Origin of the sequence: Edwardsiella hoshinae NBRC 105699 = ATCC 33379 (assembly GCF_000474215.1) — a bacterium.
Classification (GTDB): Bacteria; Pseudomonadota; Gammaproteobacteria; order Enterobacterales; family Enterobacteriaceae; genus Edwardsiella; species Edwardsiella hoshinae.
Genome location: NZ_BAUC01000031.1, coordinates 1 through 12,301 on the forward strand (window position 1 = coordinate 1; position 12,301 = coordinate 12,301).

Annotated in this window: 11 protein-coding genes, 1 tRNA gene and 1 pseudogene; 2 read left to right on the plus strand and 11 right to left on the minus strand. The window is 57.5% G+C overall.

Annotated features, from left to right (window positions below; translation table 11 throughout):
* Both EHO01S_RS17620 and EHO01S_RS13005 read right to left on the minus strand, forming a co-directional pair.
* On the minus strand, positions 1 to 581 hold a 581-nt coding region (locus EHO01S_RS17620; RefSeq protein WP_035370603.1), incomplete at its 3' end, for a two-partner secretion domain-containing protein.
* Positions 582 to 609: 28 nt separating this feature from the next.
* Positions 610 to 2,313 (minus strand): ShlB/FhaC/HecB family hemolysin secretion/activation protein, encoded by a 1,704-nt coding sequence (locus EHO01S_RS13005; RefSeq protein ID WP_024524361.1) that lies wholly within the window; start codon positions 2,311 to 2,313, stop codon positions 610 to 612.
* 483 nt (positions 2,314 to 2,796) lie between these two features.
* Here EHO01S_RS13005 and EHO01S_RS18900 point away from each other — a divergent pair, with 483 nt between their 5' ends.
* A complete protein-coding gene (locus EHO01S_RS18900) occupies positions 2,797 to 3,006 on the plus strand; it encodes a hypothetical protein (RefSeq protein ID WP_148707542.1) in 210 nt (69 codons plus the stop codon).
* Between the two features lie 522 nt (positions 3,007 to 3,528).
* Here the strand turns inward: EHO01S_RS18900 and EHO01S_RS13010 are convergent.
* The 7 genes and pseudogenes from EHO01S_RS13010 to xerD all read right to left on the minus strand — a co-directional run bounded on the left by EHO01S_RS13010 (position 3,529) and on the right by xerD (position 10,563).
* A tRNA-Gly gene (locus tag EHO01S_RS13010) sits at positions 3,529 to 3,602 on the minus strand.
* A 387-nt stretch (positions 3,603 to 3,989) separates the two neighbouring features.
* Positions 3,990 to 4,106 (minus strand): annotated as a pseudogene (locus tag EHO01S_RS18905) (IS110 family transposase); the annotation flags it as partial.
* A gap of 111 nt (positions 4,107 to 4,217) precedes the next feature.
* Positions 4,218 to 5,735, minus strand: coding sequence for a lysine--tRNA ligase (gene lysS, locus EHO01S_RS13015; protein ID WP_024524362.1), 1,518 nt, complete (start codon positions 5,733 to 5,735; stop codon positions 4,218 to 4,220).
* A 9-nt stretch (positions 5,736 to 5,744) separates the two neighbouring features.
* Positions 5,745 to 6,843, minus strand: a protein-coding gene (gene prfB / locus EHO01S_RS13020; protein WP_115314440.1) for a peptide chain release factor 2 whose coding sequence is annotated in 2 segments (ribosomal slippage) — positions 5,745 to 6,767 and positions 6,769 to 6,843 — 1,098 coding nt in all. Because the reading frame shifts where the segments join, the coding sequence is not laid out codon by codon here.
* A 338-nt stretch (positions 6,844 to 7,181) separates the two neighbouring features.
* The gene (recJ, locus tag EHO01S_RS13025; protein WP_024524364.1) at positions 7,182 to 8,915 is read right to left on the minus strand and encodes a single-stranded-DNA-specific exonuclease RecJ; all 1,734 of its coding nucleotides are present in this window, start codon (positions 8,913 to 8,915) and stop codon (positions 7,182 to 7,184) included.
* A gap of 4 nt (positions 8,916 to 8,919) precedes the next feature.
* Positions 8,920 to 9,636 (minus strand): bifunctional protein-disulfide isomerase/oxidoreductase DsbC, encoded by a 717-nt coding sequence (gene dsbC / locus EHO01S_RS13030; RefSeq protein ID WP_024524365.1) that lies wholly within the window; start codon positions 9,634 to 9,636, stop codon positions 8,920 to 8,922.
* A gap of 27 nt (positions 9,637 to 9,663) precedes the next feature.
* Positions 9,664 to 10,563: a site-specific tyrosine recombinase XerD gene (xerD, locus tag EHO01S_RS13035; protein WP_024524366.1), complete on the minus strand. Its 900-nt coding sequence runs from the start codon at positions 10,561 to 10,563 to the stop codon at positions 9,664 to 9,666.
* Positions 10,564 to 10,708: 145 nt separating this feature from the next.
* Here xerD and fldB point away from each other — a divergent pair, with 145 nt between their 5' ends.
* Positions 10,709 to 11,227, plus strand: coding sequence for a flavodoxin FldB (gene fldB, locus EHO01S_RS13040; protein WP_024524367.1), 519 nt, complete (start codon positions 10,709 to 10,711; stop codon positions 11,225 to 11,227).
* 90 nt (positions 11,228 to 11,317) lie between these two features.
* Here the strand turns inward: fldB and EHO01S_RS13045 are convergent, their stop codons facing one another.
* Both EHO01S_RS13045 and sdhE read right to left on the minus strand, forming a co-directional pair.
* Positions 11,318 to 11,740, minus strand: coding sequence for a protein YgfX (locus tag EHO01S_RS13045; RefSeq protein WP_024524368.1), 423 nt, complete (start codon positions 11,738 to 11,740; stop codon positions 11,318 to 11,320).
* Complete coding sequence (sdhE, locus tag EHO01S_RS13050) at positions 11,721 to 11,987, minus strand: FAD assembly factor SdhE (protein WP_024524369.1); 267 nt, start codon at positions 11,985 to 11,987, stop codon at positions 11,721 to 11,723. The genes EHO01S_RS13045 and sdhE overlap by 20 nt, the downstream gene beginning before the upstream one ends.
* Positions 11,988 to 12,301: the final 314 nt, after the last annotated feature.

Consider the following 12,301-nt stretch of genomic DNA (forward strand, 5'->3'; position numbering starts at 1 on the left):
ACCCCACAGATGAAGCCGCAGCCGTCGCAGGAAATACCTGCGGGGTTGGCGATGACCAGTTGTGCACGATCGCCGGCCACTTCCATGTAGCCGCGCAGTTGGCTCGGGTCGCTGGAGTTGACTTCGTTGAGGATGATGCGGGCGGTGCCGCGCGCCAGCCACGGGTTGCCTTGCACCCAGCCGCCCAACTGCGTCTGTGTGTTTATACGCGAATTGTTGAGGATGGCGCCTTGCGGGTCGACGTCGAATTGCTTGTAGGTGTTGCGCGAGATGCCAGCGGCGCTGGGCGTCTGGATATTCACCAGGGGGACTCCGTTGGCGGCCTCCAGTACCGTCGGGCGCTGATTCCCGGGCGCTCTCGGGTCGGCGACGACCTGGGCATGGGCCAGAGGGAGGATAACCGCCTGACCGAGCGCCAGCGCCAGCGCAAACCGTAAGGGGCTGACCGTGGCGAGGCACCGGCTGCCAGCAGCGGTGCTGCCGGCGCTGGCTCCTGGTCCGTTGCTGCGGACAATCTCGGCGACAACCTGGAACAGGCCCAACGCCCGGTTGAAAACGATGCGATAGAGGTTCTTGTTCATGTCGTCACATCCTTATGCTTGCACGAAATCAGTAGAACCAGCTGAGGCTGAAGCCAGTCGTGAGCGAGTCGCTCTTGAAGCCTCCGGGCTTGAAGAGCGGGGTGCCGGCGGAGAGATCCCAATAGAACCGCCTGGCACCGCCGCGCAGGCCGATGACCGAGCCGGCCAGGTTGCGCCCCCGGAGCCAGCGCGTGGACGGGCCGCCGACGTGGCCGTAGTCGGCACCGAAATAGAGCTCCTGACCGGCGCCAAGCAGCAGCCCCAGTTCGTTGCGCCAGACCCAGCCGCGCTCGCCCAGCAGGGTCAGTTCGCCGTCAAAGCCGCGGACGGTGTAGTGACCGCCGATGGAGAAGCGGTCTTGCGGGACGAGTGGCGTGCGCTCCCATTGCGCGCGCCAGCTACCGATGTAGCGGGCGCGTTGCGACCCGAGCGACAGGGGAACCATGAGCTGGGCGTCGGCGGTGATGACCTTCATCCGCGAGGTGCCTTCGCCGAAGTCCTCCTCGGGCGCCGGCATCGCGTTGAAAGCCCCCGTGCCGCGCCGGTAGGCCAGGCTCGCATCGAGCGTGCTTTCGCCCAGGTATTCGCGGTGCATCAGCCCTAGCTCCCAGCCGCCGGTGCGGCGGCGTTGGATCTCGACTTCGGTGTCGTCGATGAAGTTGTCGGACTTGCGCATCCAGCCACGCACGTAGAGGGTAGTCTTGCGCATGGCATCGCGATAGACGAGCCGCGACAGGCGCAGTTCGGCGTTGTCGCTGGTGCCGCTGTAGACATAGTCCTGGCTGTAGCCGGCGACGGTCTGCCGGTACTCGTAGCCGCTGATCGTGGCGCTGAGCGTCCAGTAGCCGTAGGGCACGCTGTAGTGCGCGGTGTAGCCCTTGGTGCCCTTGCTGTTGCCGTTGAAAACGTCGTGGTTGAGGTTGGCGTAGAACAGGTCGTTCCACATGAGGAGATCATCAAGCGAGACGGTCAGCTCGCCCTGGTGCTTGCCCGTCGCCTTGCTGCCGGTGTTATCCAGGGAAGCGGAAAGCCGGATCGGGGGAGAACGCTGCCGCCAGGCGATGACCAGGTCGCTTTCGCCGGGGCGGGCATCTTCGCCATCGGTCGGGACGATCTGGATGTCCGCCTCCACCGTCGGCACGCGCGTAAAGTTCTCCAGTGCCTGCTCGATGTCGCGCAGGTTGAGCAGATCGCCGCGCCTGGCCGGGACGGCGTTCCAGGCGGTGGCCTTGAGTGATGTGCCAGCGGCGAAGCGAATGGCGCGGATGCGGCCTGGAACGATCGTCAGGGTCAACGTGCCGGTGTTGAGATCCTGTGGCGCTGCCAGGACACGCGTGGTGATGAAACCGCGAGCGATGATGGCGTTCTGTACGCGAGCCATCACAACGTTAATTCCAGCGGTGCCCAGACAGCGACCGGTAAAAGGGTCGCTTCTCGGAGCCGCCGCCCTCAGCGCCCAAGAGAAGCGCTGAGCATCCTCGCCATCAAGCTGGATCTGCGAAATGCGAAAGCATGGCGTCTCGCCAGCGGGCAGGTGCCCAGGCGGCGGCGACGGCTCTGGCCACAACCGCACATCAGGCAACGCTTCCTGTTGCCCGCGCAGCACCCGCTCGCGCTCCTGCTGGCGCAGCACCTCCTGAACGGCACTGTCGTGCGTTTGCGCCTGGGCGACCGCCAACGGCGTGAACAGGCCCAACACCGTCCAATACGCTCGCCAGATCCAAGCCTCCATAGCCCATATCCCTTTGCAGCACATGCAATCAACCGCCCCGAATCCGGCCTGAGCCTTGCGTTCCGCCTGATCAGCACCGTTGTGGAGAATCGAGGATAGAAACGACCAGAGACGGCATGAAATGAGATAATTTTAAATATCGATACCAAAGCCAGATGTAGATATAACGCACTAGACGTCGGTGGTCAACTCTTGTACAAATCCTTCGCGCGCTCTTGGGCCAGGCGGGAGCCGTCGGAATTCGGTCACAGCGACCAATAGCCATGAGAGCCCGTTGGCCCATTCGGTTTCATCTGGCTCATGCCTTCTGGCGCTGAGCCAAGAAACCTCGTGGGAGAGAGACCATGACGCCGACCGTCCTCGTTGACCACCATCGTCCCGCTGGTGCCAGGCACCGATGAATTGGGCGCTTACAGAGGCGAAGTTATTCCCGTCTCCCAGAGACACGGCAAGCATTCGGGAGTCCAATTCTAGGGGATAGAGATGCGAACCAAGTTACTTGGATTAGTGATAGCACTTGGATCTATTACTTTTGCCAATGCTTCATCAACGCTGGAAATCACCGCTCCCTGGGCAGCGAAAATTGACAGTATTATCACACGTCCAATTAACGGGATGAAAACCGGAGATCGTGATGGGCAGATCGTGTTCCTATCCGAGATAGGATCAAACAACGCCCTTGGGCCGGCGTGAGGAGGGGATATCCCCCTGCCGACAGGATGGCAATGCTATCGGCCTCTGCGCGAACACGTGTTCAACCGCAAACGCATGCGTTCGGGTTGACGGCAGTGCGTATGCGGCAGCATCGCTGAAACCAACGTTACTGAGATTGCTGGCTGCCGCCAACAGCGCCTAAACTTCACCTCGCCGCTTCTGGCTTCGGCAGGAAACGTGGGATAGACATCGATCTAAGGAGAACCTCTCTGGCTTGCCCTAGAAAACGATAACAGAGACCAGGCCATGAGGCGCGCGAGTGATAGCCCCATTGTCATCGGTCTAGCTAGATGTTTTTCTGCGGCTTTACGCGGCCTATCCCAAGATAGGTCAGAGTCCTGGCATAGGCTTAGCGGCGACCTGAGGCGTCATACGCCTGGCTACACAACACAGTCGATTGATTGAAAGTCAGATAAGTCGAATTTTATTGGCAAGAAAATACCGAAAAAATCAATTAAATCGTTATGTGGTGGAAATTCAGCGGAGCACTGGAGAGGAGATTGGAGCGGGCGAAGGGAATCGAACCCTCGTATAGAGCTTGGGAAGCTCTCGTTCTACCATTGAACTACGCCCGCGATGTGCAAACCATTATAGTCACTTCCGCCGGCGCAGCAAGAGGCAATGATGCTAAGTGATGAATATTTCAGCATATATCATAGAACATCTCCGCATAGTCGAATTTATCGCCATGAACATCCCTATACGGCGAAGATAATCTGTCCTTAGCGTCGCCAACCGTCGTGCCCTGCCCTATCTATCGTTAAGCGCGGCTGCGATATCCGTCTGGCCTCGCTTGAGGAGACTAAATGGGATGAGGAGAATGGAAGCGAGCGCCCATGATGGTTAACCGCTGGATTCACGGATAAAAAAATCTATGGTCGCCCCCATTTTTGTAACACTGAGCGACGTTGATTGACGGGGTTAACTCTGATTCCAGCGCTGTTATTTGCTCAACAAGCTAAAATTAGCTTCGTGCCCGTGAATTTCTTCCGCAAAAGCGCCTTACCAGATTTATCCTGGCAGTGAACATGAAAAGGGGGTTTACTGAGATCGATACCAATAAGCGCAATGTGTTCCATGATGGCCTCTCCAGAAAGAAAAACACCCTGCCAGCGTGCCGCTCACAGGGTGGGGATGACCATCTCATTCGCCCCGGCTTGGCCGGGGCGGATACGCGCAGAGATCGACGCTTATTTCTGCGGACGCATCGCCGGGAACAGGATCACGTCACGGATGGTGTGGCTGTTGGTGAACAGCATCATCATACGGTCGATACCGATACCCAGACCCGCGGTCGGCGGCAGACCATGCTCCAGCGCGGTCACATAGTCTTCGTCATAGAACATGGCTTCGTCGTCACCGGCATCTTTGGCTTTCACCTGATCCAGGAAACGTTCGGCCTGATCTTCGGCGTCATTCAGCTCGGAGAAGCCGTTACCGATCTCACGGCCGCCGATGAAGAATTCGAAGCGGTCGGTGATGAACGGATTCTCGTCGTTACGGCGCGCCAGCGGGGAGACTTCTGCCGGGTATTCGGTGATGAAGGTCGGCTGGATCAGCTGGCTTTCGGCCGTCTCGTCGAAGATCTCGCACTGTACGCGACCCAGACCCCAGCTCTTCTCGATCTTGATGCCCAGGGATTCGGCGATCTTACACGCTTTCTCCATGTCATCCAGATCGGCAGAGGCGATGTCCGGACGATAGTGGCAGATGGCCTCTTTCATGCTCATCTTGATGAACGGCTTGCTAAAGTCAAAAGTCTGATCGCCGTACTGTACGACGCTGCTACCCAGCACATCCTGGCTGATGGTGCGGAACAGCTCTTCGGTCAACACGATCAGATCTTTATAATCCGCGTAAGCCATATAGAGTTCCATCATAGTGAACTCAGGGTTGTGACGCGGAGAGACACCTTCGTTACGGAAGTTACGGTTGATTTCGAACACCCGCTCGAAGCCACCGACCACCAGGCGCTTCAGATACAGTTCCGGCGCGATACGCAGGTACATGTCGATATCCAACGCATTGTGGTGCGTGATGAACGGACGGGCAGAGGCTCCCCCCGGGATCACCTGCATCATCGGTGTCTCGACTTCCATGAAGCCTTTGTTGACCATGAAGTTACGGATAGCCGCCAGGATCTTAGAGCGCGTACGGAAAGTTTCGCGGGAAGATTCGTTGGCGATCAGATCCAGGTAACGTTGACGGTAACGGGTTTCTTGGTCAGACAGGCCGTGGAACTTGTCCGGCAGCGGACGCAGTGCCTTGGTCAGCAGACGGATAGAGTGGCAGTGGATAGACAGTTCGCCAGTCTGAGTGCGGAACAGTTTACCACGCGCGCCGATGATGTCGCCCAGATCCCACTTCTTGAAGTGTTCGTTATATACGTCGTCTTTCAGATCATCGCGTGCGATGTACAGCTGGATACGACCGCCCATATCCTGCAAGGTAACGAAAGAGGCTTTACCCATGATACGGCGAGTCATCATGCGCCCGGCGACGGAAACTTCAATGTCCAGTGCTTCCAGCTCTTCCTTGCTCTTACCATCGTACAAGCTATGCAGCTTATCGGACGTGGTATCACGACGGAAGTCGTTAGGGAAAGCGACGCCTTCCTTACGCAGGGCTGCCAGCTTCTCGCGGCGAGTCTGCATTTCGTTGTTTAAGTCCAGAGCCTGTTCGGCGCCTTGTTGCTGTTGTTCAGACATAGTGTTTCCTCATAACCCGGCTTTTAAACTTGCCTCAATAAACCTATCCAGGTCGCCATCTAACACGGCCTGTGTATTACGTGTCTCAACGCTGGTACGTAAATCTTTAATGCGGGAATCATCCAGCACATAAGAGCGGATCTGACTGCCCCAACCGATATCGGACTTATTCTCTTCCATCTGTTGACGTTCAGCATTTTTCTTTTGCATCTCAAGTTCATAAAGCTTCGCTTTCATCTGCTTCATGGCTTGATCTTTGTTCTTATGCTGTGAACGGTCATTCTGGCATTGGGTCACCAGTCCGGTCGGAATATGGGTGATACGCACAGCGGACTCCGTCTTGTTGACGTGCTGACCGCCGGCGCCGGAGGCGCGATAAACATCGATGCGCAGATCCGCCGGATTGACATCGATATCGATATCGTCATCCACTTCAGGATAAACAAAGGCGGAGCTGAACGAGGTATGACGGCGACCGCCGGAATCGAACGGGCTCTTACGCACCAGGCGATGCACGCCGGTTTCGGTACGCAGCCAACCGTAAGCATAGTCGCCGCTGATTTTGATGGTGGCGGACTTCAAGCCGGCCACTTCACCTTCGGATTCTTCGATAATTTCGGTTTTGAAACCTTTGGCTTCTGCCCAGCGCAGATACATGCGCAACAGCATGCTGGCCCAATCCTGGGCTTCAGTGCCCCCAGAGCCGGCCTGAATGTCCAGATAGCAGTCGGCACTATCGTACTCGCCGGAGAACATACGGCGGAACTCCAACTGCCCCAATTTCACCTCGAGCTGATCCAGTTCGGCGACGGCCTCATTAAAGGTCTCTTCGTCGTCGGCTTCGACCGCCAGCTCCAGCAATCCGGCCACATCCTCCAGCCCCTGGTGCATCTCGTCGATGGTATTGACGATACTTTCGAGGGAGGAACGCTCTTTGCCCAGTGCCTGCGCACGCTCCGGCTCATTCCACACATCCGGCTGTTCCAGCTCGGCGTTGACCTCTTCTAGGCGCTCTTTCTTGGCATCATAGTCAAAGATACCCCCTCAGAACATCTGTCCGCGCAGACAGGTCCTGAATACGGTGTTTTACCGGATTAATTTCAAACATATGCTGTTATCTTCTATAAAAAGTACACTGGCCAGGAAAGAAAACTGCCACCCTACGCCCCGGCCAAGATGAAAAAACGTAAAGCAACGGGATATCGCACCATGTGATGGCGGATGGGCGGCATAATTGCCCCCGTTATCCCTACAGACTATAGCAACTCGTTTAGCGAAATGGCAGACCTTACGCAGAGATCCTGCACTGTTGCTATAAAATCCGGCACTTAACGCAACAGTTCAACGAATTTACTAATCTGTGCCCCTTCGTTATTAATTATGCTAATAAAATAAAGGGGTGATAAATATCACCCCTCTACAATACATGATTTTGTGCACACTGCCTCAACGCGGCCAGAGGTGCTCAATCATTAACTGTACACTGCGATTTCCACGGTACTCATTAACATCGAGGCGGTAGGCCAACTCCACCTCTCGTACACTCGCGTCCGGCCACAGTGTGGTGTCGACGTTAAAAGCGATGCCGTCCAATAACGGTCCCCCCGCCAACGGCTCCAACATCAACTTCAAGTGGCGCTCGCCCACCAGCCGTTGCTGGAGAACACGGAAACAGCCGTCGAAGGTCGGTTCAGGGAACGCCTGGCCCCAAGGCCCCGCCTCCCGCAACTGCTCCGCGACCGGCAGCGTCAGTTCCTCGCTGCAAAGCGCCCCATCCGACCAGACGACGCCTTCCAACTGCGCCGGGTCGAGCCACTCGCCGACCAAGGTCGCGAAGTGGCGGCGAAAATCCTCAAAGCGATCCGCCGCGATGGTGAGCCCGGCGGCCATCGCATGGCCGCCGAACTTCAGTAGCAAACCGGGATGCAACGTATCTAGACGCTCCAAGGCATCGCGCATGTGCAGTCCGGGCAACGAACGTCCAGAGCCTTTCAACAGGCCGTCCCCGGCCGGCGCGAAGGCGATCACCGGACGATAAAAACGCTCCTTGATGCGCGAGGCCAAAATGCCGACTACCCCCTGATGCCACTCGGGGTGGTACAACGCTAAGCCATAGGGGAGCTCAGTCAGGGTACGCTCCAGCGAGGCGCAGATCGCCAACGCCTCGCTCTGCATGCCCTGCTCTATCTCTCGCCGAGTCTGGTTAAGGTTATCCAAGTCACAGGCCAATGCCCGGGCTTGTGGCATATCCTCACTCAGCAGCAACGCGACCCCCAGTGACATGTCATCCAAACGCCCAGCCGCATTCAGACGCGGCCCCAGCGCGAACCCCAGATCACCGGCAGTGAGACGGGCGGCATCACGCTTCGCCACCTCGAGCAGCGCTCGAATCCCCGGGCGACAGCGTCCGGCACGGATGCGGCGCAACCCTTGGTGTACCAAGATACGGTTGTTGGTATCCAGCGCGACCACGTCCGCCACGGTCCCCAGAGCCACCAAATCGAGCAGCTCGGCCAGATTGGGCGCCGAGCACCCGCGCTGGGCGAACCAGCCCTGTTCGCTCAAATGACGCCGCAGCGCCAACATCAAATAAAAGGCGACCCCGACACCGGCCAGAGACTTCGAAGGGAAGGCGCAATCGACCAAGTTGGGATTGACGATAGCCTCCGCCGCCGGCAGCGTCGCACCGGGTAGGTGGTGATCGGTCACCAGCACGCGGATACCGCGCGCATGTGCCGCCTCGACCCCGGCGTGGGAGGAGACGCCATTATCGACAGTCATGATCACCTCCGCGCCCATCTCGGCAGCCTGGGCGACCACCTCTGGGCTAAGGCCGTAACCATCGTCGAAACGATTGGGCACCAGGTACTGCACGTGATCGCATCCCATGGCGCGCAGCGCCAACACCGATAAGGCGGTGCTGGTAGCCCCATCCGCATCAAAGTCACCGACGATCACCAGACGTAGGCGCTGTGTCAGCACCTGATACAATAACGCCACCGCTGCATCGATCCCCGTCAGTGACGTATAAGAGAGCAGTCCATTGACCCCACGCTCTAACTCCGCGGCGCTGCATACCCCGCGGTTCGCATACAGGCGGCGTAGCAGAGGCGGTAACGCATCCGGCAGGCGACTCTCTACCGCCGCCTCACGCCGGCATAGTCGTGTCTTGATCGCCAATGCCTTACCCTTTCTTCTGACTCATTTGCGCCTGGGCATCCAGCATCGCCAGCATCTCCTTCGGCCCCTGATAACCTGGAATCACCATCCCGTTACTCAGGACGATCGCCGGCGTCCCCTGAATGCCGAACTGTACGCCCAGCTCATAGTGGGACTTAATATTGATGTCACAAGTAGCCGGTGAGATCGCCTCTCCCTTCACGGCATCGTCGAAGGCTTTGCGACGATCGGCCATACACCAGATGGATTGCATATCTTTCTCGGCTTTCGAATCTAGGCCCTGACGCGGGAAAGCCAGATAGCGTACCGTGATCCCCAGATCGTTATACTCCTGAATCTGCGAGTGCAGCTTATGGCAGTAGCCACAGGTGATGTCAGTGAAGACCGTGATCACATACTTCTGTTTCGGTGCCTTATAGACGATCATCTCCGGCTCCAGCTTATTGAGACGCTGGAGCAATAGCTGATTGGTCACATTCTCCGGCACCGCGCCACTGACGTTATACATCGGCCCTTGCAGGATATACTTACCATCATCCGTCACATACAGCACGCCGCCCTCGGTGAAGACCGTCTTCAGGCCCGCTACCGGCGAAGGCTGGATCTGCGTCTGCTGGATCCCCAGCTTCTTCAACGACTGTTGGATAGTGGCATCGTCTGCCCGGGCCAGGCTGCTGACGGAGGCCGCCAGTAATGCCAACCAAATCACGCTTTTTTTCATAACCAATTCCTTTACATTGCCCTCCGCTCAAGCGCGGGGATGATGCTGTTGATGTAGCTGTCTGAGCCGCTCCGTCGCGACATGGGTATAAATCTGGGTGGTGGAAAGATCACTGTGTCCCAAAAGCATCTGTACGACACGCAAATCTGCGCCATGGTTCAACAGGTGGGTAGCGAAAGCATGGCGCAATACGTGCGGTGACAGGCGTTGCGTATCAATACCGGCCAACACGGCATAGTGCTTGATACGGTGCCAAAAAGTCTGCCGCGTCATCTGGCGCGCGCGGTTACTGGGAAACAATACTGCCACCGTCTGACCATTCACCAGCCAGGGGCGTCCATACTCCAGATAGTACTCGATCCAATAGATCGCCTCCTCCCCTAACGGCACCAAGCGCTCTTTGTTTCCCTTACCGATCACCCGTACCACCCCTTGGCGTAAGCTGACATCCTCCTGCCCCAAGCCCACCAACTCGGAGACGCGCAGACCGGTAGCGTACAGCAGTTCCAGCATCGCCTTATCGCGCAATTCCAACGGGTTATCGATCGCCGGCGCCTGTAACAAAGCCTCCACCTGTGCCTCGGAGAGATCTTTCGGCAGACGCTGCGGCAGCTTCGGCGCCGCCAACAACGCACTCGGATCATCGCTGCGCAACGTTTCACGGTACAGATACTGGTAGCAACGGCGCAGCGCGCTTAATAGGCGCGCAGAGCTGGACGCCTTATAACCGCCATCGACTCGCTGGGCGAAGAAATCCTGTAGATCCGTGTGCGACGCCGTCAGCAACGAGAGACCGTGATCGGCCAGCCACGCGGCGAGGGTACACAGATCCTGGCGGTAAGAGGACAAGGTATTTTCGGCCAGATTCTTCTCTAGCCACAGCGCATCCAAAAATTGTTCGATCAGCGCCTGATCCTGCTGCTGCACTCCGACTCCTCAATCCTCATGATGACCTTGCGCCGCGCCGCAGTACATGCGGCGCGGCATTGTCGGCCAGCCTACATGATGCCGGCAGTGGATTCAAATCTGTTACACTGACGTTATCCGCTCTAGCTAACCGGACAAATACACAATGAAAATCGGTCTTTTTTATGGCTCCAGCACCTGCTACACCGAGATGGCGGCAGAAAAAATTCGCGCTATCCTCGGTGCCGATCTGGTCACCTTACATAACATCAGAGACACATCAGTCACGGCGATGACCCAGTACGACATGCTAATCCTCGGTATTCCTACTTGGGATTTCGGCGAGTTACAGGAAGATTGGCAGGCGGTCTGGGATACCCTGCCGACCCTCGCCCTGCGGGGCAAGATTGTGGCGCTGTATGGCCTTGGCGATCAGTTGGGCTACGGAGAATGGTTCCAGGATGCGCTTGGGCTGTTGCACGACCAGTTGCTGCCCTTGGGCGTCAACATGGTGGGCTATTGGCCGACAACGGGCTACACGTTTAGCGCCTCACGCGCGACTTTAGATGAAGGACGGCTGTTTGTCGGCCTCGCCTTGGATGAGGCCAACCAATACGATCTCAGCGATGAGCGCCTACAGCAATGGTGCCAGCAAATCATGCTGGAGGCGGCGGAGCTGCTCTAACCTCCAGCGCTACGCGGCCCCGGGCGCGCAGCCCACAGTACGGGGAAAAAGAGGAAAGCCCCCCGAGCCATGCAGAGCACGCCCCGACGACTAGTCGTCTGCGCCGCGGGTGTTCAGTAATAGCGCGCGTAATTCACTCCACTCGTCGCGGCTCATGCTGTCTGCGGCCAACCACAGGCGTCGCCGACGCGCCGGCCCCGTACAGCTTTGCAACAGCAGCAACACCCCCATATCGCTGATCCACGGGCGGCGGGCTAGACGCCATTCACGCTGTTGCCAACGCCACTCTCCCGTCGCGTGGTATTGCAGCTCCCCACGATTGCGCGCGATCCGACGCTGGCTGCGGATACACTCGAAGATCACCGCCACCAGCAGCACCAGCCAGATGGCGCTGACGCCATAACTCTCCGGCCAAGGGGCCAAGAGAATCGCCAGCACCAACGCGCCATATCCCAGCAATGCGATCACCTGGGTACGCCAGGAGACATGGATATTACAGCACCATGGGGCCACGTGCTTTATTTCGCGTCTGAATCAGGGTAATCATTCGTGCCAGCTCAACATCCTCCGGTACGCCTTGGTTCATCAACCACTTGAATAACTCGGGATCGTCATAGCTCAACAGGCGGACAAACGTCTGCTTATCGGCATCGCTCATCGTCTCATATTCATGCTCGAAGAAGGGCATAATGGCGATGTCCAACTCCCGCATGCCACGGCGACATGCCCAGTGAACCCGTGCTTTATTATTGATATCCATGACTCATTCACTCCGGCTTAAAATTTAAATTTGCGCACTGATGGCAAAATACGGGGAAGGGGCCGCATTGTGCAGGCCTGATTTCACCCCGTCGCTAATCGTTCTCTATTCTAGCGTGAAAAAGAACTTCATTGCGGAAATCCCTTCACACTCCGTCATATTTTGCCGTACCTCAACGCGGCAATATTTGTTATCTGTGCGTTTTTCTTCTGAAGTTGTAATATGTTACGCAATACATCCGCCCGCGCTGACCGCATGCAGAGGTTATTCACGCGTGCTGAATCTCACGGCGGGGAGGCCGCCTCACGCGATGA

Bases quoted from the DNA above. Each gene is read 5' to 3' on its own strand.
- EHO01S_RS13005 (WP_024524361.1), bottom strand. From the start codon at position 2,313: ATGGAGGCTTGGATCTGGCGAGCGTATTGGACGGTGTTGGGCCTGTTC.
- EHO01S_RS18900 (WP_148707542.1), top strand. From the start codon at position 2,797: ATGCGAACCAAGTTACTTGGATTAGTGATAGCACTTGGATCTATTACT.
- lysS (WP_024524362.1), bottom strand. From the start codon at position 5,735: ATGTCTGAACAACAGCAACAAGGCGCCGAACAGGCTCTGGACTTAAAC.
- dsbC (WP_024524365.1), bottom strand. From the start codon at position 9,636: ATGAAAAAAAGCGTGATTTGGTTGGCATTACTGGCGGCCTCCGTCAGC.
- fldB (WP_024524367.1), top strand. From the start codon at position 10,709: ATGAAAATCGGTCTTTTTTATGGCTCCAGCACCTGCTACACCGAGATG.
- sdhE (WP_024524369.1), bottom strand. From the start codon at position 11,987: ATGGATATCAATAATAAAGCACGGGTTCACTGGGCATGTCGCCGTGGC.